At 71.3% G+C, this 26237-nt stretch carries 22 protein-coding genes; 14 read left to right on the top strand and 8 right to left on the bottom strand.

Translation table 11 applies throughout. The features are described 5' to 3' along the window. The first annotated feature begins 265 nt into the window (after window positions 1-265). From ACGFYY_RS04790 to ACGFYY_RS04780, 3 genes are all read left to right on the top strand, one after another. Window positions 266-805, top strand: coding sequence for a hypothetical protein (locus tag ACGFYY_RS04790; RefSeq protein WP_393707105.1), 540 nt, complete (start codon window positions 266-268; stop codon window positions 803-805). A gap of 46 nt (window positions 806-851) precedes the next feature. Next, a complete protein-coding gene (locus ACGFYY_RS04785; RefSeq protein ID WP_393707104.1) occupies window positions 852-2612 on the top strand; it encodes a hypothetical protein in 1761 nt (586 codons plus the stop codon). 136 nt (window positions 2613-2748) lie between these two features. After that, window positions 2749-3513, top strand: a complete 765-nt coding sequence (locus tag ACGFYY_RS04780; RefSeq protein WP_393707103.1) for a metallophosphoesterase — start codon at window positions 2749-2751, stop codon at window positions 3511-3513. Here the strand turns inward: ACGFYY_RS04780 and ACGFYY_RS04775 are convergent. After that, window positions 3486-3800, bottom strand: coding sequence for a DUF2087 domain-containing protein (locus ACGFYY_RS04775; RefSeq protein WP_393707102.1), 315 nt, complete (start codon window positions 3798-3800; stop codon window positions 3486-3488). The two genes, ACGFYY_RS04780 and ACGFYY_RS04775, sit on opposite strands and share 28 nt — an antisense overlap. A gap of 192 nt (window positions 3801-3992) precedes the next feature. On the opposite strand from ACGFYY_RS04775, the gene ACGFYY_RS04770 reads away from it, so the two are divergent. Beyond that, a complete protein-coding gene (locus ACGFYY_RS04770; RefSeq protein WP_393707101.1) occupies window positions 3993-6752 on the top strand; it encodes a penicillin acylase family protein in 2760 nt (919 codons plus the stop codon). A 94-nt stretch (window positions 6753-6846) separates the two neighbouring features. On the opposite strand, the gene ACGFYY_RS04765 is transcribed toward ACGFYY_RS04770, so the two are convergent. From ACGFYY_RS04765 to ACGFYY_RS04740, 6 genes are all read right to left on the bottom strand, one after another. After that, window positions 6847-7497 (bottom strand): hypothetical protein, encoded by a 651-nt coding sequence (locus tag ACGFYY_RS04765; RefSeq protein WP_365270793.1) that lies wholly within the window; start codon window positions 7495-7497, stop codon window positions 6847-6849. Next, a complete protein-coding gene (locus tag ACGFYY_RS04760; protein ID WP_393707100.1) occupies window positions 7494-7949 on the bottom strand; it encodes a DUF6114 domain-containing protein in 456 nt (151 codons plus the stop codon). Before ACGFYY_RS04760 ends, ACGFYY_RS04765 begins: the two co-directional genes overlap by 4 nt. After that, window positions 7940-8497 carry a DUF6230 family protein gene (locus ACGFYY_RS04755; protein WP_393707312.1) on the bottom strand — a complete coding sequence of 186 codons (558 nt, stop codon included), beginning with the start codon at window positions 8495-8497 and terminating at the stop codon, window positions 7940-7942. The genes ACGFYY_RS04760 and ACGFYY_RS04755 overlap by 10 nt, the downstream gene beginning before the upstream one ends. Before the next feature lie 227 nt (window positions 8498-8724). Continuing rightward, window positions 8725-9531 carry a MerR family transcriptional regulator gene (locus ACGFYY_RS04750; RefSeq protein WP_393707099.1) on the bottom strand — a complete coding sequence of 269 codons (807 nt, stop codon included), beginning with the start codon at window positions 9529-9531 and terminating at the stop codon, window positions 8725-8727. A 28-nt stretch (window positions 9532-9559) separates the two neighbouring features. Continuing rightward, the gene (locus ACGFYY_RS04745) at window positions 9560-10765 is read right to left on the bottom strand and encodes a methyltransferase (RefSeq protein ID WP_393707098.1); all 1206 of its coding nucleotides are present in this window, start codon (window positions 10763-10765) and stop codon (window positions 9560-9562) included. 60 nt (window positions 10766-10825) lie between these two features. Continuing rightward, window positions 10826-11176, bottom strand: a complete 351-nt coding sequence (locus ACGFYY_RS04740; RefSeq protein WP_365270780.1) for a tetratricopeptide repeat protein — start codon at window positions 11174-11176, stop codon at window positions 10826-10828. Between the two features lie 105 nt (window positions 11177-11281). On the opposite strand from ACGFYY_RS04740, the gene ACGFYY_RS04735 reads away from it, so the two are divergent. Continuing rightward, window positions 11282-12247, top strand: coding sequence for a pirin family protein (locus ACGFYY_RS04735; protein WP_393707097.1), 966 nt, complete (start codon window positions 11282-11284; stop codon window positions 12245-12247). 741 nt (window positions 12248-12988) lie between these two features. Here ACGFYY_RS04735 and ACGFYY_RS04730 read toward each other — a convergent pair. Continuing rightward, entirely contained in the window at window positions 12989-14239 is a 1251-nt protein-coding gene (locus ACGFYY_RS04730; protein WP_393707096.1) for a hypothetical protein, read from the bottom strand. Window positions 14240-14472: 233 nt separating this feature from the next. Here ACGFYY_RS04730 and ACGFYY_RS04725 point away from each other — a divergent pair, with 233 nt between their 5' ends. From ACGFYY_RS04725 to alaS, 9 genes are all read left to right on the top strand, one after another. Then, window positions 14473-15468: an ABC transporter substrate-binding protein gene (locus ACGFYY_RS04725; protein ID WP_393707095.1), complete on the top strand. Its 996-nt coding sequence runs from the start codon at window positions 14473-14475 to the stop codon at window positions 15466-15468. Continuing rightward, window positions 15465-16583: a FecCD family ABC transporter permease gene (locus tag ACGFYY_RS04720; protein WP_393707094.1), complete on the top strand. Its 1119-nt coding sequence runs from the start codon at window positions 15465-15467 to the stop codon at window positions 16581-16583. The genes ACGFYY_RS04725 and ACGFYY_RS04720 overlap by 4 nt, the downstream gene beginning before the upstream one ends. Continuing rightward, a complete protein-coding gene (locus tag ACGFYY_RS04715) occupies window positions 16580-17410 on the top strand; it encodes an ABC transporter ATP-binding protein (RefSeq protein ID WP_393707093.1) in 831 nt (276 codons plus the stop codon). Before ACGFYY_RS04720 ends, ACGFYY_RS04715 begins: the two co-directional genes overlap by 4 nt. Before the next feature lie 468 nt (window positions 17411-17878). Beyond that, on the top strand, window positions 17879-19210 hold the full coding sequence (locus ACGFYY_RS04710; protein ID WP_393707092.1) for a YcaO-like family protein: 1332 nt from the start codon (window positions 17879-17881) through the stop codon (window positions 19208-19210). A 52-nt stretch (window positions 19211-19262) separates the two neighbouring features. After that, on the top strand, window positions 19263-20285 hold the full coding sequence (locus tag ACGFYY_RS04705; protein WP_393707091.1) for an LLM class F420-dependent oxidoreductase: 1023 nt from the start codon (window positions 19263-19265) through the stop codon (window positions 20283-20285). Continuing rightward, entirely contained in the window at window positions 20282-21658 is a 1377-nt protein-coding gene (locus ACGFYY_RS04700; RefSeq protein ID WP_393707090.1) for an MATE family efflux transporter, read from the top strand. The genes ACGFYY_RS04705 and ACGFYY_RS04700 overlap by 4 nt, the downstream gene beginning before the upstream one ends. 78 nt (window positions 21659-21736) lie before the next feature. After that, window positions 21737-22807 carry a tRNA (adenosine(37)-N6)-threonylcarbamoyltransferase complex transferase subunit TsaD gene (gene tsaD, locus ACGFYY_RS04695; protein WP_393707089.1) on the top strand — a complete coding sequence of 357 codons (1071 nt, stop codon included), beginning with the start codon at window positions 21737-21739 and terminating at the stop codon, window positions 22805-22807. Between the two features lie 20 nt (window positions 22808-22827). Further along, window positions 22828-23379, top strand: coding sequence for a GNAT family N-acetyltransferase (locus ACGFYY_RS04690; protein ID WP_393707088.1), 552 nt, complete (start codon window positions 22828-22830; stop codon window positions 23377-23379). Window positions 23380-23405: 26 nt separating this feature from the next. Continuing rightward, window positions 23406-26051: an alanine--tRNA ligase gene (gene alaS, locus ACGFYY_RS04685; RefSeq protein WP_393707087.1), complete on the top strand. Its 2646-nt coding sequence runs from the start codon at window positions 23406-23408 to the stop codon at window positions 26049-26051. The last annotated feature ends 186 nt before the right edge of the window (window positions 26052-26237 follow it).

Here is a 26237-nt window from a genome sequence, read left to right as displayed (position 1 = left end):
CACCCCCCCCGCGCGGTGGCGGGCCGCCGGCGGCCCCCCCCGGGGGCGGACCCCCCGCCCCCCCCCACCCGGTAACGGCCCGGGCCGCGCCCCGGGGCGCCCCCGGGTCGTATCCGGTGTGCCGTGTGCCGTGTGCCGTGTGCCGTGTGCCGTGTGCCGTGTGCCGTGCGGATGGCGTGAAGTAGGCGTGCCATCTTGATCGAAATGAGGTTAGCCTTACCTAAATTCTTGCGACAACTTCCTTTGCCTGAAAGGTGTCCCAGTGATGCGTGCTGCCTCCCTGCCCCGTACCGCCGCCCGCGCGGCCGTCGCCGCCTCCGCGGCCGTCGCGCTCGCCGTCGGCGCGGCCGGTTCCGCCTCGGCCGCCACCTCGACCCGTACGGTCACCGACGGCGCGTCCACCTTCGCCCTCAGCCTCACCGCGCCCTCCGTCGCCGCGGCGACCGGTCAGAACGTCACGGTCACGGGCGGCGGCTACAACACCGCCAAGGGCATCTACGTCAGCCTCTGCGCCGTCAGCGGCGCACCCGGCGCGAGCAAGCCCACCCCCTGTCTGGGCGGTTCGGACCAGTCGGGCACCACCGGTGCCTCGCACTGGGTCAACAACACCTTCGGCGGAACCCTGGCCAACACCTCCACGTTCGGTACGGGCGGAACCTTCAGCGTGACCATCCATGTGAAGGCCGACCTCGGAGGCGGTCAGATCTGCGGCGAGACCGTCGAATGCGCCATCGTCACGCGCGCCGACCACTTCAACTCCTCGAACCGCAAGTACGACGTCCACGTGCCGGTGACCTTCAACTGAGCCCTCCCTTCCGGACCTTCGCCCCCGACCCGTCGACGAGGAAGCCATGACACCCCGACACCCCCTCACCCCCGGTCGCGCGGGCGCCGCATCCGCGGCGCTGGCGCTCGTACTGGCCGCGGCCGCCACCGGAAGTCCCGTATCGGCAGCCGGCGGTGAGGGGGCCGACGTGCCGCAGGGCACCGTCGCGTACCGGTCGGTGGCGCAGTTCACCACGGTAGGCAAACCCCGTGACCTGATGGTGCACCCGGACTCGAAGAAGCTGTACGTCGGTTCGGACGATCTGCCCGAGACCGCCGACGTCGACGAGAGCGGGCTGCACGTCCTGGACCCCGCGGACGGCAAGGTGCGCAGCACCGTCGGCCGGGCTCCCGGGCCCACCGGCACGCTCGGCCGACGGGCGGTGCGGCAGCTCCTCGCCCCGTTGCCCGGTGACGGGGCGGTGTTCTCCTATCCGCTGCGCGGCATCGGCACCGCGAAGGACGGCGACGCCGCCGCGGCGGGCGCGTGGGTGCCGGGTGCGGCCGTCACCCACGCCACCGCCGGGCTCACCGCCTCGACGGTGCTGGTCGCGCAGGGCCCCGTACTGTCGGAGGTCGACATCGCCACGGCGGTGGTGAAGCGCTCCGTCACACTGGAGGGCGGTGACGGGTTCGCGGTCGACGCGGCGCGGGGCACGGTGTGGTTCACGGACTTCACCCACCGCCGGATGCACCGGATCGACGCCGCCTCGTTCCAGGTCACCGCGACCGTGGAACTCCCGGCGGGGGAGGGGTTCGGCGGCTTCACGGAGGTGGATCCCGAGACCGGCGCGGTGTGGGTCGGTCTGGACTCCTCCGTCGTCGTGCACGACGCGGCGGGCAAGCGGCTGGGCACCCTCAGGGGCGCGGGCAGCGACATGCCCCGCGCGGCGGCCTTCGACGCCACGACGCACCAGGCGTTCGTCGTGTGGCAGGACGCGGGGGACAGCTCGCAGCCGGGCAGCGACAACGACGGAACGCTCACCGTCCACCGCACCCGGGACCTCCAGGAGGTCATGAAGACAGTCGTGCTCCCGGGACTCCACGTGCAGTTGGGCAGTGCGGCCGTCGCCGTCGAGCCCGGTGGCGCGAACGTCTTCGTGTCGGATCCGGTGGCCGGCCGGATCACCCGGCTGGAACGGGCCACCTCCCCGCGGGTCACCCGGAGCCCGGCGGACCGCTCGGTCGTGGCCGGCACCGAGGTCCGGCTGACGGCAGAGGCCGAGGGGATCCCGCGGCCCACCGTCGTCTGGCAGGTCAGTACGGACGCGGGCCGGACCTGGCAGGCCGTGGCAGGCGCCACCTCGCCGACGTACACCTTCACGGCGGCTCTCTCCGACAACGGCCGCCGCTACCGGGCGGAGTTCGCCAACGACTCCGGTGTGGTTCGAACCGCCGTGGCCACCCTCACCGTCGGCATCCCGGACCCGACCACGGGCGGCAGCGGCGACGGCGGCCCCGCTACGAGCGGGGGAACGGACTCCACCGGCTCGGCCGGGAGCACGACGGGCGGCTCCGACGGAGGCTCCGGTCCCGACGGAGGTTCGGACGGCGGCTCCGACGGCGCCGCCGGTACCCCCGGCACCGTCGGCGGCGGTTCGACCGGGGCCACGGCCGGCGGCGGCAACCACGCCACACCCAGCGGTGGTGCGCTCGCCTCCACCGGCGTCACCGTGGCCACCCTCGCCGGGAGCGCCGTCGTCCTCACGACCACCGGCTGGATACTGCTGCGCCGCACCGGCACCCGCACCCGGCTCCGCCCCGCAGCACCGTCCGACGGCCGGTGACCCGGCGACACCCCGATGGGCAGCGGCTTCGGCCCGGCACCGCCGACGACAGCGGGTACGCCCGGGCGGGGGATGGTTCGGCGTGTTGAATGGGTGCCCACCCATCCATCGACCAGAGCCGAAGGAGACATCGCACGTGATCGTGATCGCCCACCTCAGCGACGTCCATCTCGACGGTGACCGGCGCGCGTCCGACCGCACCCGCGCCGTCATGGAGTATCTCGACGCCCTTCCGCACGACTTGGACGCCGTACTCGTCAGCGGGGACATAGCCGACCACGCCAAGGACGCCGAGTACGAGGAGGCCGCGAAGCTGTTGCGCTCGCGCCACCCACTGGTCGTCTGCCCCGGCAACCACGACGAGCGGGCCGCCTTCCGACGCGGCCTGCTGGGGGAGGGGTCCCCCTCCTCCGAGCCCGTCGACCAGGTCCTGCGCGGCGAGGGCTTCGTCCTCGCCGTCTGCGACTCGTCCGTTCCCGGCGAGCACCACGGCTTTCTGCAGGAGTCCACCCTGGCTTGGCTGGACGGGGTACTGACCGAGACCCCGCCGGAGATCCCGGTCCTGGTCGCCTTCCACCACCCGCCGGTGCCGCTGCACACCCCGTACGTGGACGAGATACGCCAGTTCGGGGAGGAGCGGCTCGCCGCCCTCGCCGAGCGCCACCCGCACCTGACCGCCTTCCTGTGCGGGCACGCGCACACCGCCGCGGCCACCACCTTCGCGGGTCGGCCGGTGCTGGTGGCGCCGGGGGTGGTCTCCACGCTCCGCCTGCCGTGGGAGCCGCGGACCGGGTCCGACGAGCATGTCCACCTCGACGAGCCGCCGGCCGTCGCCTTCCACGTGATCGGTGACGACGGCCGACTGACGACGCACTACAGGGTGGTCGCCGCCCGCCGGTAGGCACGGCCGTCACGGGTCCGCGTGAGCCGGCCCGAGGTGATCAGATAGCGCCGCAACGCCGAGCAGTCCTCGTGAACGGTGCGCAGCGCGTCGTTCACCTCGGGCTCCGTGTATTCCCGGTCCACCGCGAACAGGGTTTCCGTGAGGTGGGCGAGCAACTGCTCGCGCCGGGCGACCTTGCGCGGGATCACGGTGAGGCGGCCGCCGGAGAAGAGGTCGGAGACGTTCCGGCGCGGCGGGCGCGGGGCGGCGGACTGCGGAGGTTGGTGCTCGGTGCTGTGAGACATGTCGGCGAGCTTCGCCCGGTCGCACGCGCGGGGGCAACGCATTTTCCGTACGCGGCGAACGGCGAACGGCGAGCGACGAACGACGAACGGCCGTACCTGCGACCAAAAGTGACGGTCATTCATCTTACTGAGTGGTAGTCCCGCCAGTACCCTCCCCGTGACCGGTTCCTTGCCCCCCACGGAGGAGCACGTATGCGACGTCCCACCGCTCGCCTGAGAACCGCCGTCGCCGCCGGGCTGATCGCCCTCGGCGCCGCTCTGCTCTCCCCCCTCGCCCCCGCGGTCGCGGCCACCCCCGCCGACGATCCGATACCGCTCCCGATCGCCGACTACTGCGGTGGCCAGTGCTCCGACATCCTGCCACCCGGCCAGAACGGCAACGCGACGCTCACCCAGATCCTGCTGCACAAGGCCTTCGGCACCATGCCCGCCCATGCCTCCGACCAACTGGCCCGCTACGACTCGCTGGTGGCCGGATATCCCGGACTCACCGACGCCAAGGTCAACGACTTCTTCAACAACGCCGCCTTCGGCGTCCCCGCCGACCAGGTCGAGTCCACCACCAGCCCGCGCCCCGACGTCACCATCACCCGTGACAAGAAGACCGGCGTCCCCCACATCAAGGGCACCACCCGCTACGGCACCTCCTTCGGCGCGGGCTACGCCGCGGCCCAGGACCGCCTCTGGCAGATGGACCTCTTCCGGCACGTCGGACGCGGCGACCTGACCCCCTTCGCCGGTGGCGCCCTCGCCAACCAGGGCCTGGAGCAGCAGTTCTGGCCGCAGGCCCCGTACACCGAGGCCGATCTCCAGGCCCAGGTGGACCGCATCCGCACCACCGAGGGCGAGCGCGGGCGTCTCGCCATGGAGGACGCCCAGGCGTACGTGGACGGCATCAACCTCTATCGCACCCAGTCCAAGAACGGCCGCTACTTCCCGGGCGAGTACGTCCTCACCGGGCACATCGACTCGATCACCAACGCCGGTGAGATCAAGCCCTTCAAGATCACCGACCTGATCGCCCTTGCCTCCGTCGTCGGCGGCCTGTTCGGCGGCGGGGGAGGCGGCGAGGTCCAGGCCGCACTGTCCCTGCTGGCCGCCCAACAGAGGTACGGGCTGGAGGAGGGCACCCGGGTCTGGGAGTCCTTCAGGCAGCGCAACGACCCCGAGGCCGTACTCACCGTGCACGACGGTACGAGCTTCCCGTACGCCCAGAAGCCCGCGAACCCGCAGGGCACGGCGCTGCCGGACGCGGGATCGGTGGTCTCCGAGCCGCTCGTGTACGACCGCACCGGCGCGGCGACCGCCGAGGAGGCCGCCGACCCGCCGAAGCCGGTCAAGCAGAGCATGTCCAATGCCCTCCTCGTCTCCGGCGCCCACACCGCGAGCGGCCACCCGGTGGCCGTGTTCGGCCCGCAGACCGGCTACCTCGCCCCCCAACTCCTCATGCTCCAGGAGCTCCAGGGCCCCGGCATCAGCGCCCGCGGCGCCTCCTTCGCGGGCGTCAGCATGTACGTCCAGCTGGGCCGAGGCCAGGACTACGCCTGGAGCGCCACCTCGGCCGGGCAGGACATCACCGACACCTTCGCCGTGGAGCTGTGCGAACCGGGCGGGCAGGCGCCCACCAGGTCCAGTGCGCACTACCTCTACCGGGGCACGTGCACCCCCATGGAGAAGCTGGAGCGCACCAACGCCTGGAAGAAGTCCGTCGCCGACCCGACCCCCGACGGTTCCTATCGCATGCAGGTCTGGCGCACGCACTACGGCATCGTCACCCACCGGGCCACCGTCGCCGGCAAGCCCGTCGCGTATGCGGCGCTGCGCTCCACCTACCGCCACGAGGCCGACTCGATCATCGGCTTCCAGATGCTGAACGACCCCTCCTACGTCAAGGACGCCCGCACCTTCCAGCAGGCCGCCGAGCACATCGGCTACGCCTTCAACTGGTTCTACGCCGACGCGCGCGAAGCGGCGTACTACAACAGCGGGTCGAACCCGGTCCGGGCACCCGGAGTCGACGCCGCCCTGCCCGTGCACGCCCGTCAGCAGTACGAGTGGCAGGGCTTCGACCCGGCCGCCAACACCGCCGCCTACACCCCGCCCGCCGAACACCCGCAGTCCATCGGGCAGGACTACTACATCAGTTGGAACAACAAGCAGGCCAAGGACTACGGGGCGGCCGGCTTCGGAATGGGCGCCGTGCACCGCGGCGACCTCCTCGACCGCCGGGTCGAAGCGCTGGTGGCGGCGGGCGAGGTGACCCGGGCCAAGCTGACCGGCGCCATGGCCGAGGCCGCGGTCACCGACCTGCGCGCCGAGAACCTGCTGCCCGAACTCCTCGCCGTCCTGCGCAGCGCGCCCGTCACCGATCCGGCGGTGGGCGCGGCCATCGACAAGCTGGCCGCCTGGCAGGCGAGCGGGACCCGGCGCAAGGAGACCGTCCAGGGTTCGAGGACGTACGCGCACGCGGACGCCGTCCGGATCATGGACGCCTGGTGGCCGCTGCTGATCGAGGCCGAGTTCAGGCCCGGCCTCGGGGCCCCGCTCTACGACGCCCTACGCGCCTCCCTGACCGTGGACGAGGCACCGAACGCGGGCCACGGGCCCACCGGTTCGCACGCCGGGTCGGCCTTCCAGTACGGCTGGTGGGGCTACGCCGACGAGGACCTGCGCATGGTGCTGGGACGGCCGGTCGTCGATCCACCGTCCCAGGTCCACTGCGGGGGCGGCTCGCTCCCCGCGTGCCGGCAGGTGGTGGCGGCGACCCTGAAGCAGGCGGCCGCCGCCACCCCCGCGGCCGTCTACCCGGCCGACGGGACCTGCGCGGCCGGGAACCAGTGGTGCGCCGACTCGATCGTCCAGCGCCCGGTCGGCGGGCTCGCCCACCCGCAGATCAACTGGCAGAACCGGCCCACCTACCAGCAGGTGACGGAGTTCGCCGCGCACCGCTGAACGCGCGAGGCGCACGGCGTGCGTGAGAAGCGCGACGGCCCGTCCGTTCCCGGAACGCTCCGGGAACGGACGGGCCGGGGGCCGATCGGGTGGGTCAGGGACCGACCGTGATCTGCTGCGTCGAGTCGGTGGTGTCCGTCACCTTGTACACCGCGTTGAAGATGGACGTGGTCGCGCTCGTCGGGCAGCCGAACCCGCCGGTGACCGTGACCGGAACCGAGACGTTCGTGAAGGTCAGGGTCGACGGCGAGCCGTTGGACCAGGTGCCGCCGGCGTTCGCCGGGGCGGTGGGAGCGGCCGTGACCGTGCAGGAGGCGAGCCCGCTCGTCTGGACCACCAGACCGCCGACCGGCAGACCCATGGTGGCGGTGATCGGGGCGCCGTTCTGCATCGACACCGACCAGGCGCCGCTGGTGGTGACCGTGGGTGTCACGCCCCACATGCTGGACGTGCACGAGCTGTAGGTGGGCGCCGAGATCGGCGAGGACACCGCCCCGGCCGGGTTGGTGTTGCCGGGGGCTCCCGGAACGCTGCCGGTGGCGACGGAGGCCGTACAGGTCACGGTGACCGAACCGGCCTTGAAGGTGGCCTTCCCACTGAGGGTGGCCTGGAACGCGTGCCCGGCCGGGGTGACGGTGGTCGACCCGGCCAGCGGTAAGGGGGCGGCGGAAGCGGTGACCGAGGCGAGCGTGATGGCTCCGGCGACGGCCGTCCCGAGGGCGAGCGCGGTGCGCGTACGGCTCATGGCTGTGCTCCTTGGGGATCGTGGTGCGGGGTGGGGGGAGGGGGTGCGGCCGCGGCGGACTCCGCCTTCGCGGCGTTACGGGCACCGCGGGCACTACGGGCGGCATGCGGCTGCCAGGCGAACATCAGGCCGCCGCCGAGGATGCCGAGGAGCGTGCCGATCAGGAACCCGCCGAGATTGGACAGGACCAGAGCGGCGGTGGCGATCAGGGTGGTGAGGACACCCGCGAGGGAACGCTGTGGGGGAGAGAACCACGCGGTGAGCCCGAGCACGATCATCACCATGCCCATCAGGACGGACGGGATACCCGCCACCCCCTGCTGGAGCATGATCTTCAGCGGTGCCAGCGGCAGGACGCAGATCCACGACCCCGCCAGGATCGCGAACAGCCCGCCCCAGAAAGGTCTGCTGCGCCGCCACCGCTGCCAGCGCCGCCGTAGGTTCAGAAGCATTCCTTCTTGCCCTTGCTGACGTTCATGCTGAGCCCGGAGAGCTTGAAGGTGCCGGCGTTCGTCGCCCACGCCGTCTGCTGGAGGCCGGTGATGCTGACCGTGTCGGCCTGCTGGGCGAAGAGGTCCTGCATCCCCTGGGCCTCGGCCGGACCCTTGTCGAGGGTGGAGGCGTCACGCCCGATCTCGATGTTGCTGAAGACGGCGTCGCCCGAGAGCTGGGTCGCGTCGACGAACAGATTGCTCGCCTCGACCGGGGACTTGTTCCCGGCGGTGAGGTTGAGCGAGATGTCCCCGATCACCGGGAGCGAGGTGACCACGGACTGACAGAGGCTGTGGAGCTTGGCCTCCCGGATGGCGGTGACGGCCACCGGGATGAGTTCCTGGCGGGCGTTGACGTCCACGCTGCCGTACTGGGCGAAGCCCTCGCCCTCCAGACTGCTCGCCGACACCTTGAACTGTTGTCCCGACACGGCGAACGAGGCGGCGAGCACGCCCTGCGCGAGGGCGATGCCGAGGCCGGCGGTCACGGCCACGGCGGGGATGGTCAGGACGGCGAACCGGCGCCAGCGGACGCGGCCGGAAGCATCGTCGGACGGGCCGGACGGGCCGGACGGGCCGGCGGGGTCGGCGGGGTCGGACGGGTCGGATAAATGGGGAGAACCGGTCATGAGAACGTCCCTTATTTCGGCTGTGCACCGTTGTTACCGACGAGTTGAATGTAAGAGTGCCAATGGGGGTTGGCAAGGTTGTGCGAGTGCACCCTTTGAGCCGACTCCTACTGCTCCGTACGCAGGAGTTCGGCGACCTCCGTGTCCACCCGCCGGGCCATCGCCCGCGCGAACTCCGAGGTCACCACCTCGCCGGCCACCGGCCGCAAGGCCGCCACCGCCGCCGTGATGTGCTGAAGTTGTGTGGCCGAAAGACGCTCCAGGCCCTCCAGGCCTTCCAGGCCCGCCGCGTCGATCACGTAGCGGCGGAACAGTCCCACGAACCGGTCCGCGACCGCAGCGGCCTGCGCCTGTACGAACTCCCCGGCATCCAGGATCTCCGCGAGCGGCACCCCTTGCCGCACCAGCGTCAGCGTGGCCTCCAGCAGTCGACGGTTCGGGTAGGTGACCAGATCCCCGTCGATCGTCACGTAGCCGAGCTCGGCCGCCCGCCGGGTGTCCTCGGCGGTCGCGGTCGGGCCGAACAGCTCCCGCAACTCGCGCCGGGACAGCGTCACCGGCTCTTCCTGGATCCAGTCGCGAGTCATCTCCCGTTCCAGACCCAGCAGTTGGGACAGGCCGCCGCCTTCCTCCCACGCCTGCAGCAGCTCGGCGATGCCGTTGACCGTGTAGCCGCGACCCAGCAGGTCGTCGATCAGCCGCAGCCGGGTCAGGTGATCGTCCGAGTACCAGGCGATCCGGCCCTCCCGGCGCGGCGGCGGCAGCAGCCCGCGCTCCTGGTAGTAGCGCAGGTTGCGCACCTTCACGCCGGCCGCCCGCGCCACGTCCTCCCGGCGGTAGCGCCCGCCACCGCCGCCCGTACCGTCGCCTGCGCCGCTTCCGTCACCGTTCCCGTTCTCCACCTGGCTGCTCACGCGCCAGAGTGTAGGACGTACCGGCAGGTCACATGTGGCGCGGACGATCCTGCTTGACCGCGCGCAGGACCACGAACTTCGGCTCGCTCGCGACGACTTCGCTGTTGCCGAAGAGCCGGCGCAGGTGGGTGTGGTAGCCCATGTGCCGGTTGGCGACGATCCACAGTTCGCCGCCCGGGCGCAGCACCTTGCGCGACTGCGCGAACATCCGCAGCGCCGTCGCGTCCGTCGTCGCCTGGTGGGAGTGGAAGGGCGGGTTGCTCAGCACCAGGTCCACGGAACCGGGGGAGAGCATCGCGACGCCGTCGCCGACGTGGAACTCGGCGGTGCGCCGGCCCTCGCGGATGTTCGCCCGGTAGGTCTCCCGCGCCGAGGCGACCGCCTGGTAGGACTCGTCGGTGAACACGACCTCCGCGTCGGGGTCGTGGGCCTGGACGGCCGTACCGACGACGCCGTTGCCGCAGCCCAGGTCCACGACCCGGGCCCCGTCGGTGTTGGTCGGCAGGTTCCGCAGGAAGAAACGGGTACCGACGTCGAGTCGGTCGGCGCAGAAGATCCCGGCGTGGTTGACGACGGAAAGGCCGGAGGCCGAGCCGGCGTCCTCGTCCACCGTGTACGTCAGGGGCCACGGCCCGGCGGAGGTGGGCCTGGTCGCCCCGGGGGTGCCCGGCGTGCAGAAGATCAGCCGCGCCTTCTTCTCCGCGAGCGAGGTCTTCGTCGGGCCGAGGATCTTCTCGAAGAGGCGCAGCGTGGAGGTGTGGATCTCCTTGACCATGCCGGTGCCGACGACGACGGTGCCCGCGTGGACGTGCGGGGCCAGCCGGTACAGCTGGTCCTCCAGCAGCGCCAGGCTCTTGGGCACGCGCACCAGCAGGACGTCGATCCGCTCGGGCGGCGGGTCCTGCGTGGTCAGCAGGGTCACCGTCGACTTGGCCGTCCCGATGCCGGCCCGGTCCAGGTTCGCGGCGGTGGCGGCGCGGGTGAGGGCGGAGTCGGTGATCTGCGTCGGGCGGTGCGCGGCGAGCGCCGTCGTCAGCGTTCCCCAGCGGTCCCCGAGCACGGTGATCCGGCCGCCGGCGGCGGCCAGGTCCACCGGTCCCCGCTCTCCGGTACCGGAGTCGAGGTGGCGCAGCAGGTACTCGTCCGCGGCGTCCCAGGCACGGAGCCGGTCGCGCGGGTCCTCGGGGAAGCGGGTGAGCTCGTAGGAGCCGAAGGGTGTGGTGAGGCGGTTCATATGGGCCCCAGGCTATCCGAGCCGGAGGCCCTACCCGCATGCGCGGGGCCGGGTGGCGCGCTACTCGGGGAACTCTCCCGCCATCGCGGCCGCCATCCGCAGGTACGGACGGGCCTCGGCGGCCCGACCCAGGCGCTCCAGGGTGCGACCGAGCATCAGCTGTGCGTAGTCCTCGACCGGCCACTGCTCCAGGAGCGCGCGAAGCTCGCGCTCGGCGCGGGACAGCTGGGCGGAGTGGTAGTAGGCGCGGGCCAGCAGCAGCCGGGGCGCCAGCAGCTCGGGGGCCTCGCCCGCCAGCGTCTCCAGGATGCGGGCGGCCGTCGCGTACTCCTTCGCGTCGAAGAAGAGCTCGGCGCGCGCCCACCGCTCGGCTGCCGTCCCGTGCTCGAAGTACGTCGTCGGCGCGTTCATCGCGTCCCTTCCGCCGTTCGGGTGGTTCGTCCGCTGCCTCCAACACGCCTCGGCCGCGGAACATTCCGCTCTCCACGGCCACCATGTCGGGGCTAGGTTGTCCACATGAGCAATCTCGATCGCCAGCCCGCTCTTTCCGCCTGCGGCGGCCGCGGCTTCGTCGTGGCCGAACCGGTGCGCGAGCTCCTGAGCCCGCGCACGGTCAAGCTCGGGGAGTCCACCGAGGTCCGCCGACTCCTGCCGAACCTGGGTCGCCGCATGGTGGGCGCCTGGTGCTTCGTGGACCACTACGGCCCGGACGACATCGCCGACGAGCCCGGCATGCAGGTCGCGCCGCACCCGCACTCGGGGCTCCAGACGGTGAGCTGGCTGCACCAGGGAGAGGTGCTGCACCGCGACAGCGTCGGCAGTCTGGAGACGATCCGCCCCCGGGAACTGGGCCTGATGACCTCCGGCCGCGGCATCAGCCACTCGGAGGAGAGCCCGCGCCCGCACGCCCGCTTCCTGCACGGCGCCCAGCTGTGGGTGGCCCTGCCGGACGCCCACCGCGACGTGGAACCGCATTTCCAGCACCACGCGGACCTCCCGACGGTCACGGCCCCGGGCCTGACGGCGACGGTCATCCTGGGCACCCTGGACACGGCGACCTCGCCGGGCACGGCGTACAGCCCGATCGTGGGCGCGGACCTGACCCTGGCGGCGGGCACGGAAACCCGCCTCCCGCTGGACCCGGACTTCGAGTACGCGATCCTGTCGATGTCGGGCGAAGCCCACGTCGACGACGTCCCGGTCCTCCCGGGCTCGATGCTCTACCTCGGCTGCGGTCGCACCGAACTCCCCCTGCGGGCGACGTCGGACGCGAGCCTGATGCTCCTCGGCGGCGAGCCGTTCGAGGAGGAGATCGTGATGTTCTGGAACTGGATCGGACGGTCACACGATGATATCGCGCAGGCCCGCGAAGACTGGATGAACGGGTCCCGATTCGGCGAGGTGAAGGGCTACGACGGCCCTCCGATTCCCTCCCCGGAACTGCCTCCGACCCACCTGAAGCCCAGAGGAAGGGTGCGTTGAACTGCTGTTTTTCGTGGAACTGGGCTGGGTGCAGTGCTCGCCCCCAGTCCTCCGCTTTTGGTTTCGGAGGTGAGGTCGCCGGACGTGGTGCGGTAGCCGCCGATGCTGGCGGTCGAGTCTCATGTGTCGCAGGCTGTAATCAACTTTGGTCGGACGAATGCTGACCCTTTGCTGACTTTACTGACGAGTAATCAGATGTTGCTTCGCGTTGCGTGGGGTGGACTTGTTGCCGAAGGGCGGTATCGGCAGTCGGCCCGCCGCCATTGCCCGCGAGCTTGACGGCAGATCCTGGCGGGGCGTGCGATCTGTTCCTGAAGCGCATGTGAGGGTGCATGGCGGATTGTGGACAGGTGACAACAGCCTTGGTCGTCCGGTCCTCTCCGGCAGGCAGCTGCGGGAAACCGTGCGAGTGAGGAAGGCCTTCGCCTCAGGTGCCTTGCAGCTGGGGTGGGCGGGCTCGATTGCAGCGGAGGGGTGTCTTCGAGGAACGAACGCGCCCCGTTCGGTCTCGGGTGTGTCGGCGTCTGCGAGGAGCGCCATGAGGGACGAACGGACGCGGGAGCGCACCGGGCCGATGGGACATCCTTGGCGCACGAGTCCCCAGTCTTCTGGTTCGCCCTCCGTGCGGTCGGGATCCTCCCTGGCGACCTGTCCGAGCGCCGACGGATGCCCGCCCGGGGTCTGAACAGGCCCGTGGGAGGAGGCACGGTGTGGTCGGCCTCCCATGAGTTCCGGCAGCTTTCAGTGGCTACGGCAGGCTGGGCAGACCAGCGGACTCCGGGGACCGTAGCGGTGGATGGGGGTGGCGCACAGCATGCAGGGGCCGATCTCCCACGGCGGGCAGCGCAGCTGGCCGGCGATGACACGCCGCTCGTTTTCCGTGAGGCGGAGCTGGACGGGGCGGCTGGGTGCACGCCGGTCGATGGCGAGGTGCTCGAAGGTCTGCAGTCCGGTTGCTGATCTGGTTTCGCGCCGTGGGCGGGGGTCGCTGACGAAGGTGCCCTCTTCGCCGTAGCGGCAGTGGGTGTCGAGTTCTTCCTCGGTGAAGGCGAGGGCTTCCTCGGCGTCTGCCGGGCCGTCCGCAGGTGGGTCTTGGTCGCCGTTGATCTCGTGCCAGCGCCGGACGTCGGCGGCCAGTGCCCAGAGGTGGGATATTCGGCGGCTGCCGTTGTGGTCGCTGATGCGCAGGGGGAGGTGTTCTCCGTCGGCGCTGGTGACGACGAGCTCGTCGAGCGGGGTGGACCGCTCTTCCGGTACGCAGAGGGTGGGGAGGAACCATCCGCTGTGGAACTTGCCGCACGCCTGTCCAGTTTCCGGGCACGGCCGTTCACTGGCCGGCGTGCACTTCCAGATCTGGAGGTGCCGTACGCCTCCTCGGACGATCATGGCGAGGGGTGAGACGATCCGCTGCCAGGGAACGTCGTCCACGCGTGCCCAGGGGACCCGGTCTATCAGGGCGGAGGCGGGGTCGCCGGTGATCCACAGGGGCGAAATGCCGTTGGCGCGGGCCCGGGCCGAGCGTCGGTGGACGCTGCTCGTGCTGATGGGGGAGTACTGGGCCTCCCAGCCGACGCGACCGGCGGGACCGGTCACGAGGACATCGGTGATGATCCGGTTGTCGGGAGACCGGGCTTCGAGCTGCACGTGGAGGCCGTGGCGGGACGCGGTGCGCGCGATCCGTTCCTTCATGGCCTTGTGCTTGTCGCTCTCCTGAGGGGTGGCGACATGGGTGACCGGCAAGTGCGCGGCCACCAAGGTCGCCCGGCCGCCGCGCCGTTGGCGGCGGACGAACATCCAGGGCGACTTGTCGGCCAGGGCGCACCCGCACTGGCCGCCCCTGCGGTCTTTGAGGCATTGGAGCAGATCCCGGGGGCGCTCGCCCACGGGTCGGGTGATCTCGTCGAGGAGATCGGGCCGGCCTGGGTAGCCCAAGTCCTCATGGGTCAGATTGATCTCTATGCCGTACTTGGTGTGGAACACCCCGTTCGCCATGCGTACGACGGTAGAACAGCTCTGGTCTGCGCAGAAGGGGGCGGGGGCCGGAGCCCGGCCACTGCCGACTGCTGGGTGGGCGCGTGGAGTTGTTGTGCGCCCCGGCGCGATCCCGCGAGCCCCTGCTGTCGGGATCCCCTCTGTTGTCGTAGCTCCGTAATTGCACATAGTTTGCAGCAGTGGCCGTCATACGAGACGACCATCCGATCCCGAGCGGTGGGAGGAACCCCCAGATGCCCGGTAGACGCCCGATGTCCCTGTGTGTGGCCGTGACCGCCGCGCTCACGCTGCTGGCCGGCTGCGGTGGTGAACCGGCTCCGGCCGGCGGCCGCCCGGTGGCGGGTGCCTCCGCACCGGGGTTCCCGCTCACGGTCTCCAACTGCGGGGTGGAGACCACGTATCAGCATCCGCCGCGACGGGCGGTGTCGCTGAACCAGCACGCCACGGAGGTGATGCTGGCGCTCGGGCTGGAGAAGTCGATGGTGGGCACCGGCTACCTCGACGACGCGATCCTGCCGGAGTACCGGGCAGCCTATGACGGCATCAAGGTGCTGTCGAAGGAGTACCCGTCGTTCGAGGCGATGCTGGCGGTCGAACCGGACCTCGTCTACGGGGGGTTCTCGACCACCTTCGACGAGAAGGAGGGCCGCAGCAGGGCCGCGTTCACCAAGGCAGGCGTCAACACCCGCCTGAACATCGAGGAGTGCGCCACCGGGCCGGTCACGATGGCGGACATGGACAAGGAGATCCGCGAGGTCGCGAAGACCTTCGGCGTCCCGCAGAGGGCAGAGCAGCGCATCGGCGCGCTCCACGCGGTGCTCGACCAGGTCGACGCCAAGCTGGCCGGGGTCGAACCGGTCAAGCTGTTCGTCTACGACAGCGGCGACAAGAACGCCTTCACCGCGGGCGGCCGAGGGATCGGCAACGAGATGATCAATCGGGCCGGAGCGGTGAACCTCTTCGCCGACGTGGACAAGGCGTTCGGCAACGTGTCGTTCGAGCAGGTCGCCGAGCGTGCGCCCGAGGTGATCGTCATCTACGACTACGGCGACCAGCCTGTCGCGGACAAGAAGAAGTTCCTGCTCGCCAACCCGGCCCTCAAGGACGTGCCCGCGATCCGCAACCAGCGCTTCGCCGTGCTGCCGCTGTCGTCCACGGTACTGGGGGTGCGGGTGCCGGGCGCCGTGGAGTCCCTCGCCCGGCAGATCCACCCGGAGCGGTTCCGTTGAGCGGAGCCGCTGGAACCCGGGAGACGGCCGGGGCGGCGGATGCGGCGGCGGGCACGGTCGGACCGGCCGCCGGCGGGAGAGTCGACCGCCGACGCGGCATCCCCTACGCCGTGGTCGTGGTCCTGCTCGGTGTGCTGGTGGCGGTGACGGCGACGGCCGCCGTCGCCGTCGGCTCGATCAGCGTTCCCGCCGGTCAGGTCTGGGGCATCCTGCTGCACCGCGTGAACCCGTCCTGGATCGACCCCTCATGGACGCCGGTCCGCGAGACGATCGTCATCGACGTCCGACTACCACGCGTCCTGCTGGCCGGAGCGGTCGGAGCGGGCCTGTCGGTCGCCGGCATGGCGCTCCAGGCCCTGGTCCGCAACCCGCTCGCCGATCCGATGCTGCTCGGTGTGTCCTCGGGCGCCTCGGTCGGGGCGGTGGCCGTCCTCGTACTGAACGTCAGCTTCCTCGGCGTGTTCTCCTTGCCCGCGGCGGCATTCGCCGGCGCCCTCGCTGCGCTGGTCGCCGTCTACCTGCTGGCCCGGTCAGGAGGACGGATGACCGCGGTCCGGCTGGTTCTGGCCGGGGTGGCCATGGCCGAAGTCCTGTCGGCCGTGGCCAGCTTCCTCATCGTCACCTCCAACGACCCGCAGAAGACGCAGTCCGCGCTGCGCTGGATGCTCGGCGGACTGGGCGGCACCACCTGGGCCACCCTGTGGATACCCGCGGGCGCCGTGCTGCTGGGCACCGCCGTCCTGCTCGGAGTGTGCCGCTCCCTGAACCTGCTCCTGGCCGGTGAGGAGGCCGCCGCGGCCCTCGGACTCGACGTCCACCGCTTCCGCGCCGCCCTGTTCACGCTGGTCGCCCTGATGATCGGCACCATCGTGGCCGTCAGCGGTCAGATCGGCTTCGTCGGCCTGATCATGCCCCACGTCGTACGACTACTGGTCGGCGCCGACCACCGCCGTGCCTTGCCCGCCGCCGCACTGCTCGGCGCGGCCTTCCTCATCGCCGCCGACCTCGGCGCGCGCACCCTCATGAGCCCCGAGGAAGTACCCGTCGGACTCCTCACGGCCCTCGTCGGCGGTCCCTTCTTCCTCTGGCTGATGCGCCGCAAGGGGGCGCGATGACAGAGGCGCCCGCCGTTGCCGCCCCGCCGGTCTCCCTGGACGCGGAGAACGTCTCCGTCGTGGTGGACGGCCGCGATCTGGTGCGCGAGGTGACGTTCCACGTGGCGCCCGGCGAGGTACTCGGTCTGGTCGGCACGAACGGAGCGGGGAAGTCCACCCTGCTGCGGACCTTCTACCGGGCCCTGCGGCCCACTTCGGGCCGCGTCCTTCTCGGCGGGCAGGACGTGTGGAGGATGCCGCGCAGACAGCTGGCCCGACGGATGGCCGCCGTCCTCCAGGAAACCGGCGGGGACTTCGACCTCACCGTCTACGACGTCGTCGCCATGGGTCGGACCCCTCACAAGCGCGCCTTTGAGGGCGACGATGCCGACGATCGGCGCCTCGTCATGCAGTCCCTGGCGGCCTTGGACGCCGCCGCACTTGCCCACGCGCCGTTCGACCGGCTGTCCGGCGGAGAGAAGCAACGCGTCCTCATAGCCCGCGCCCTCGCCCAGCGCACGCCGGCGATGGTGCTCGACGAACCGACCAACCACCTCGACCTCCGTCACCAACTCGACGCCCTGCGCCTCGTACGAGGGCTTGGCGTGACGGCCGTCGTCGTCCTGCACGACCTCAACCTCGCCGCGGCCTTCTGCGACCGCATCTGCGTGATGCACGGCGGCCGGAACGTCGCGACCGGCTCGCCCCGCGAGGTGCTCACCACGGAGCTCCTGGCCGAGGTGTACGGCGTGGACGCCGACGTCGCCACCCACCCGCGCACCGGAATCCCGCAGGTGACCGTATTGCCCGGCGCCGGCTCCATGGGAAGGAGTGCGCCCACCTCCTGAATCACGCTTCGGGGAATAGTCCTGGTCAGCAGTGCATGGAGGGTGTATTTCGTGTGTCCAAATGAACTCTCATATTCAGGGTGGACGGAGAGGGATATCGTCGGCGCGTCCAATTAATTCTGTTCTGGGTATTGAAAACCCCTCCGCCGCCGCCCTAGCCTTCTTGCGACCTACTCGCACTTGCACAGGATGTGCACCCCAGGGTGGGCGTCCGTGCTGACCGAAGGAGGACATCACCATGGCGCACACCGGATGGGCCGAGCCCGAGGAACCCCAGGCCCTGAAGTCCCACACCCCCGCGGTGGACGCCCCGTTCGAGTGGCGTGAGGACCGCGAGGACGAGCCCACCGAGAGCTGACCGTGCGGCGGGGGCGGCGGATGCCGCCCCCGTAGTGCCATCGCCCGCGCGCGTACTCCTCGCGCTGACGTTCCGCGCACCATCTTTGAGCTGTGGGGAAAGGGGTCGGCTTGCTGGAACTGATCGAACGGATCACTCGTGACCGGCCGCGCGTCGAGACCGTACCGACCTGCGTCTCCTACAGCGCGCACCTCTCGGCGGACCCCGGGCTCGCCTCCGGAGTCATCGAGCGGGTGACCGGAGGAGCGGCCCTGGCCGATCACGCCACGGCCCGCCGGGCAGCCGTCGGTGAGGCCTTCGAACGCTTCTGTGGCAACAGTGTCCCGGACGACCTCGTCACCGGCTCCTACCACTTGCTCACCCGTATGGGCCGGCCCGCCGAAGATCCCCGGCAATTCGCGCTCTACTCCCGCCGGCAGTACCAGCAGCGGGGATTTCCCTTCGTGATGATGGAGCGGGATTTGCCGATCTCCTGGACGTGGGGAAACGATCTGCACACCGGGGAAGAGGTTCTGGTCCCGGCGTCACTGTCCTACGTGAACTATTTCCGTGGCACCCGCCGGGTCGAACCGCCGACGAATTATCCGGTCCTCGCCGGTACCGCCGCCGGTCCGAGCCCGGAGCAGGCGCGGCGGTCCGCCTTGGAGGAGGTGTTCGAGCGCGACGCCGTCACCTTGTGGTGGGCGAGCGGGGCCGAAGCCTCCGCACTGCCCCTCGTCGCCGAAGGCCCGCTCGTCCGAGCGCTGGCGGAAGCGGAGGCGGCGGGCCTTCAGGTGACGTTCCTGCGGATCCCCTCCACCTTCGACGTCCTGGTCGCCGGGGTCTTCATCGAGGACCCGGTCCGGCAGTTGGTCGCGTTCGGCAGCGCGTGCCGTCCGCAAGCGGAAGCGGCGGCGGCCAAGGCCTTCACAGAGGCCATCGGCATGCACGAAACCGGCCTTGAACTGCTCGCCGCCGACGGCGGGTTCTGGCGTGCGGTGCGGGCGGAGCGGATCGACCACAGCCCCTACAGGCTCCACCGGCACGACCGGGCCTACCTGGAGGACTTCCGCACCGACTGGCGTGACGTCAACGACGTCCGGCTCCACCTCCAGCTCTACCTGGACCCCCGCATGCAGGGCGCCCGCCTGGACCGCCTGCGTGCCCCCGCCCCGGTACCCGTACCCCTCCCGTCCCCCGACACGGTGAGTTGGGGCGGATACCTGCGGCAGCTCGAAGGGCAGGGGATGCACGCCGTCGCCGTCGACCTGACCACCCCGCAGGCCCGGGCGGCAGGACTGCACGTGGCCCGCGTCCTCGTGCCCGGCTTGTCCTGCAACGCCCCCGCTGCCTTCCCGTTCCTGGGCGGCCACCGGCTCCGCGAAGAACCCGCAGTCCGTGGCTGGTTGCCCGGACCCCTCACCGAGGAACAGCTCATCACCGCCCCTCTGCCGTTCTCCTGACGGCCGATCAACCATCGCCCCCTTTCCACCGCACAGGACAAGGAGTGACCGCATGCGTCTCGGGCTGGCCCTGGGCTACGGCGGAGAACCCATCGAGCAGGTGCTCCCGATCGTCGAGCGGGCCGAGGAGATCGGCATCGACTCGGCGTGGAGCGTCGAGGAGTACGGCCCGGACGCCGTCAGCGTCCTCGGCTACCTGGCGGCGCGCACCGAACGGATCAACCTCGGCACCGCGATCATGCAGATCCCGGCCCGCACACCGGCCGCGACCGCCATGACCGCCATGACCCTCGATGTCCTCTCCAACGGCCGCTTCCACCTCGGCTTGGGCCTGTCGGTGCCCTGGATCGTCGAAGGCTGGCACGGTCAGCCGTACGACAAGCCCCTGCGCCGCACTCGCGAGTACGTCGACATCGTCCGCAAAGCGGTCGCCCACGAAGCCCGCGTCGAACACGACGGCACCCTCTACCAGTTGCCGTACCGCGGTCCCGGCTCCAGCGGTCAGGCCCGCCCCGTCAAAGCCGACTTCACGCCCCTGCGGCCGCACATCCCGGTGTACCTGGGGGCGATCGGCCCGCAGAATGTCACACTGGCCGGGGAGATCGCCGACGGCTGGCTCGCCGGCCTGTACGCCCCCGAGCACGAGAAGGCGCTGACGGCCCCGCTGGACGAGGGTATCGCCCGGGCCGGCCGACGGCGTCAGGACGTCCGTATCTGTCCGATCCTCTACGTCGCCCGCGCTGACACCGCCCAGGAGGGGCGGGACCAGCTCCGACCGCTGTTCGCCCACCTGATCGGGGCCGTCGGGGCCGGCGCACGCAACACCTACTTCGACCTCGCATGCCAGATGGGCTACGAAGGCCATGCCCGCCGCATCCGCGAGGAGTTCGCCGCGGGCCGGAAGGCGGACGCCGTCGCATTGGTTCCCGACAGCCTCCTCGACGAGGTGGCCCTCGTCGGCCCCCTCCCCGCCATGGCCGACCGCATCGCGGCGTGGAAGGAGTCGCGCGTGGACACCCTCATCCTCCTCGACCGCGACGTCGAACTGCTGGAAGCCGCCCAGGCCGCCCTGTGACCGAGCCCGACCGCCCGAGCCTGCGCCGGGCCTGGGGCCTGACCTATCCGCTGCTGGTCGCCGGCCTTACCCAGATCGTGGTCAACCTCGTGGACACGATCATGCTGGCCCATGTGTCGACCCGGGCCCTGGGCGCGTTCGCGCTCGCCGCCCCCGTGTACCTCGTGGCCCTGATCGTCGTGCGGGGCTGGGCCACGGCCGTGCAGATCCAGGTGGCCCGGCACCACGGCGAAGGATCACAGGACGACATCGCCCGCACCGTGCGGGTGGGCCTGATCGTGGCCGCCGTCGCCGGGATGGTGGTGGGCGCGCTGCTCCACGCCGCGGCAGTCCCTGTGTTGTCGCTCCTGGGCGGAAGCGGGGAACTGGTCGGTCCGGGCGCGGCGTACCTCCGAGTGCTTGCCTTCGCGGTCCCGTTCGCCGCGATCTCGTTCACCGTCCAGGGTGCCTGTGCCGGCATAGGGGCGACGCGGATCTCGATGTACACCGCCCTGCTCGTCAACCTCGTCAACCTGTCACTGGGCCTGGTCCTGATCTTCCGGGCCGGGCTCGGAGTCGCGGGCGCCGCCCTCGCCACCCTGACGGCCACGGTCGCCGGGACGGGATTCCTCCTCCTGTACGGGCGGCGCCGACTGCCGAGCCGGGCCACCGACATGGCCTCAGCCCGCGACAGCGCCCGGCGGCTGTGGCGGATCGGCTGGCCCGAGATGACCACCTCGGGCATCGGCTATTTCAACGAGGCGTTGCTCGCCGCCTTCGCCGCCCACATGAGCACCCGGGAACTGGCCGCCTACCGCATCGTCGACAACCTCGTCCTGGTCACCTTCACCTGCCTCGCGTCGGCGGCGACCGCCCTCACCGTTCTGGCCGGCCAAGAACTCGGCCGCGGCTCCGCCGAACGCGCCCACACCTGGCACCGCACCGGCCTCGTCCTCCTGGCCCTCATGCTGGCCGTACCGTCCGCCCTGGCCCTCGGACTCGGGCAGCCCCTGCTGTCCCTCGTCACCGACGACCCCGCCGTCGCCCGGCAGGCGTGGGCCGCCACCCCGCTGGCCCTGCTCAGTCTCGTCCCGTTCGTACCCGCCATGGGCTACGCCGCGCAGCTGCGCGCCGCCGGCGAGACGCGCGCGGTCCTGTTCGCCTCGGTCACCAGCGACTACCTCCTGCTGGTGCCGCTCGGCTGGCTCCTCGGCGTACACGCCGGCCTCGGCCTGCCGGGCCTCTACCTCGCATGGACCGCCTTCGGGATCCTCTACGCCGCCATGCTCCGCAGAAGCCGCGCGCGACGGGTCGGCGGAGGCGGCACTCGGTCACGCACGCCGGGGCGCGGTGGCCAGTCCCCGACTCCCTCCGGCTCTTCCCAGAACCTCTGACACCGGGCAGGCGGCCCACCGGCTTCCTTGTTGCACATATATTGCAGTTGCAGGGCAAGTGCAGAAGGAGTGGGTGCTGTGGCGGGACCGGTGGTGCTGGGGATCGAGTCGTCGTGCGACGAGACCGGTGCGGGCATCGTGCAGGACGGGAAGCTGCTCGCGCACGTGGTGGCGTCGAGCATGGACGAGCACGCCCTGTTCGGTGGCGTGGTGCCCGAGATCGCGGCCCGTGCCCACCTGCACGCCTTCAACCCGGTGGTCAGGCAGGCCCTCGACCAGGCCGGACTGCGGATCGGCCGGCTCGATGCCGTGGCCGTCACCACCGGCCCCGGCCTGTCCGGCGCCCTCCAGGTCGGCCTGGCCGGGGCGAAGACCCTGGCCTACGCGGCCGGGGTGCCGCTGTACGGCGTCCACCACCTGGCCGGGCACGTCGCCGCCGACACCCTGGAGCACGGCCCGCTGCCCGAACCCTGCGTGGTGCTGATCGTCTCCGGCGGCCACACCTCGCTCCTCCTCGTCCGGGACCTCGTGCGCGAGCCGATCCTGCACCTCGGAGACACCCTCGACGACGCGGCCGGCGAGTGCTTCGACAAGGTCGCCCGCATCCTCGGCCTGCCCTACCCGGGCGGCCCGGCCATCGACAAGGCCGCTCGGGAGGGAAACCCGAAGGCCGTGGCCTTCCCGCGCCCGCTCACCCGCCCCGGCGACGACCCGTACGCCTTCTCCTTCTCCGGCCTCAAGACTGCCGCCGCCCGCTGGGTCGAGCAGCACCGTCAGCGCGGCGAGGAGGTGCCGGTTGCCGACGGGGCCGCCGCCCTCCAGGAAGCCGTGGCCGACGTCCTGACCCGCAAGGCCATGGCGGCCTGCAAGGCGTACGACGTGAAGACACTGGTCGTGGTCGGCGGCGTGGCCGCCAACTCCCGCGTCCGCGCCCTGGCGGAGAAGCGGTGCGCTTCCGCCGGCATCGAACTCCGGGTCCCGCCCATGACCTTGTGTACGGACAACGGGGCGATGATCGCCGCCGTCGGCGACCTGCTCGTCCGCTCCGGCGCCGAGCCGGCCCCGCTGGACGTCTCGATCGACCCGTCCGCCCCCCTCGAGTACGCGTCCCTGACCCCACTCGCCCGGCCCGCTGTCCGGGTCGCCTGATGCCCGTCCAGGTCCTTCGCATGTCCGCCTCCGAGGTACTCGGGCATACGGCAGGGGTGCGCGAGGTCTACAGCGAGGCCTACGGCGCCCCGCCCTGGTCGGAGCATCCGGGCCGGGCCGACGACTACGTCCGGCGGCTCGCCGACGACGTGAAGCGCCCGGGCTTCACCGCGGCACTCGCCCTCGACGGGGACGCCGTCCTCGGCTACGCCACGGCCTGGACGACTCCGGAGTCCTTCCCGACCGACCGCTGCTACCCGTACATATCGGCAGCCCTGGGCGAGCGGCACACCTCTGCTTGGCTGTGCGGCGCACGGGAGGTCGACGAGCTGGCCGTCGCCGCCCGTGCCCGGGGCGCCGGATTGGGCGCCCGCTTGCTGGCTGCCGTCACCGAGGAGCGCTCCGACGGCCTCTGCTGGCTGCTGACCTCGGTCCGCGCCAGGGCCGCCTGCGCGTTCTACGAGCGGCAGGGCTGGACCCAGGCCACCCACCCGGCACCCGAGGGAGCCGGCTACGCCGCCTTCCTCGGCCCCCGACACCCGGCCCGCCCCGCCGCCCCTCGCCCCATCTGAGAACCGACCAACGGAGCCGACCCACCGTGCGTACCGCCGACATCCGCAGCAGATTTCTGGACTACTTCGCCGAGCGCGGCCACACGGCCGTCCCCAGCGCCCCGCTGCCCACACCGGACCCGACGCTGCTGTTCGTCAACGCAGGCATGGTGCCGTTCAAGCCGTACTTCACCGGTGAGGCCGCCCCGCTGTGGGAGCGGGCCACCAGCGTGCAGAAATGCGTACGGACCCTGGACATCGAGGAGGTCGGGAAGACCACCCGGCACGGATCCTTCTTCCAGATGAACGGCAACTTCTCCTTCGGGGACTACTTCAAGGAAGAGGCCATCGCCTACTCCTGGGAGCTGTCGACGACCTCCCAGGCAGACGGCGGCTACGGCCTCGACCCGGACAAAATCTGGGTCACGGTCCACCACTCCGACAATGAATCCCGCGGCATCTGGCGCAAGGTCGCGGGCCTGCCGGACGACCGGATCGTGGCCCGGGGCGACGAGGACAACTTCTGGTCCATGGGTGTCCCCGGCCCCTGCGGCCCCTGTTCCGAGCTGTACTACGACCGCGGCCCCGCCCTCGGCCGCGAGGGGGGACCTGCGGTCGACGAGGACCGGTACATGGAGTTCTGGAACCTCGTCTTCATGCAGTACGAGCGCGGTGAGGGCCCCGGCAAGTCCGGCTACCCGATCCTCGGCGAACTGCCCCGCCGCAACATCGACACCGGCATGGGCCTGGAACGCATGGCCACCCTGCTCCAGGGCAAGGACAACCTCTACGAGATCGACGAGACCCGCCCGATCCTCGACCGCGCCGCGACCCTCGCCGGCGTCCGCTACGGAGCCGACGCGCAGGCCGACGTACGCCTCCGGGTCGTCGCCGACCACGTCCGCACCGCCCTGATGCTCCTCGGGGACGGCACCGCCCCCGGCAACGAGGGCCGCGGCTACGTCCTGCGCCGCATCCTGCGCCGCGCCGTCCGCTCCATGCGCCAGCTCGGCTACCAGGACCCGGCCCTGCGCGAACTGCTGCCCGTTGCCCGGGCCTGCATGGCCCCCAGCTACCCGGAGATCACCGAAGCCTTCCCACGGATCACCGACCAGGCGTACGGCGAGGAGGACGCCTTCCGCGCCACGCTCAAGCAGGGCACCACCGTCCTCGACACCGCCGTCACCAAGGTCAAGTCGGAGGGCGGGCGTTCACTGCCCGGCGCGCAGGCGTTCCTGCTGCACGACACCTACGGCTTCCCCATCGACCTCACCCTGGAGATGGCCGCCGAACAGGGCGTGGAGGTGGACCGTGAGGGCTTCACCGCACTGATGAACCAGCAGCGGGAACGGGCCCGCGCGGACGCCCGCGCCCGCAAGTCCGGCGGAGCCGTCGACACCACGGCCCTGCGGTCCGTCCTCGATGCGCACGGGCCGACCGACTGGCGGGCCTGGGAGACCCTGACCACCGAATCCCGCGTCCTCGCCGTCCTCGGGGCCGAGGGCGCGGTACCCGTGGCCCGGACCGGGGAGATCGTCACCGTCGTCCTGGACCGCTCGCCCTTCTACGCCGAGTCCGGCGGCCAGGACAGCGATGCCGGCGTCCTGTCCGGGGCCTCGGTAGAGGCCGAGGTACTGGACGTCCAGCGTCCGCTGCCCGGCCTCGTCGCTCACCAGGTGCGGGTCACCGAGGGTGAGCTCGCCCCGGGTGACGCGGTGCACGCGGCCGTCGACCCGGAGTGGCGGCTGGGCGCCCGCCAGGCCCACTCCGGTACCCACGTACTGCACGCGGCCCTGCGAGAGGTCCTCGGCCCCACCGCCCTCCAGGCCGGGTCCTACAACCGGCCGGGCTACCTGCGCCTCGACTTCCCCTGGCGTGGCGGCCTCTCGGCGACCGTCCGCAGCGAGGTGGAGGAGGCCGCGAACCGGGCCCTGCGCCGCGACCTGCCGGTCGGCGTGCAGTGGATGACCCTCCCCGAAGCGAAGGCTCTGGGCGCGCTCGCCCTCTTCGACGAGACGTATGGGGAGAAGGTCCGGGTCGTCGAAATCGGCGGGGCCTGGTCGCGCGAGCTGTGCGGCGGCACACATGTGGAGCACGCCTCGCAGGTCGGCACGGTCGCCCTCACCTCGGAGGGCTCGGTCGGCGCGGGCATGCGCCGCCTGGAGGCCGCCGTCGGCGTCGAAGGCTTCGCCTACCTGGCCCGCGAGCGGGACCTGGTCGCCCGGATCGCCGAACAGCTCGGCGCCCCGCGCGCCGAGCTGCCGGAGAAGATCGCCGGGCTGCTGGACCGGCTGAAGGCCGCCGACCGGGAGAACGCCCGCCTCAAGCAGCAGGCGAACACCGCCCGCGCCGCCGAACTCGCCGGAAGGGGGGTCGACGCGAACGGCGTCCAGGTGGTCACCGCCACCGCCGAGGGCGGTGCCGACGAGGCCCGCGCCCTGGCCATGGCCGTGCGCGACCGGCTGCCTGCCGCGATGCCGGGTGCCGTCGGTGTCGGTACGGCGGCGGGGGTGGTCGTCGTCGCACTGAACAAGGCCGCCCGCGAGGCGGGCCTGAACGCCGCCACGCTGGTCAAGCAGCTCCTCGGCGGGCGCGGCGGCGGTTCCCCGGAGCTGGCCCAAGGCGGCGGGCTCGCCGCCGAGCGTCTCGCTGACACCCTGGCGGAACTGCCCCGTCTCATCGGCAGCCGCTGATCTGCTCCCTGGGGAGGGCGTGGCCGCATGCCACGTCCTCCCCACGGCGGTGCAAAGCTTCCACCAGCTGTCGGCCAGCCTTCGGTCACGTCGCCCTCATCCTCGTCCTGCACATAGGTTGCAAGAGCACTCTCTTCGCGTTAGATGTGGAACGCGACCGAGAGAAGCCACCCATGACTGCCGCGA

Origin of the sequence: Streptomyces sp. NPDC048331 (assembly GCF_043201215.1) — a bacterium.
Lineage (GTDB): Bacteria > Actinomycetota > Actinomycetes > Streptomycetales > Streptomycetaceae > Streptomyces.
This window is presented reverse-complemented; position numbering and strand designations above follow the sequence as displayed.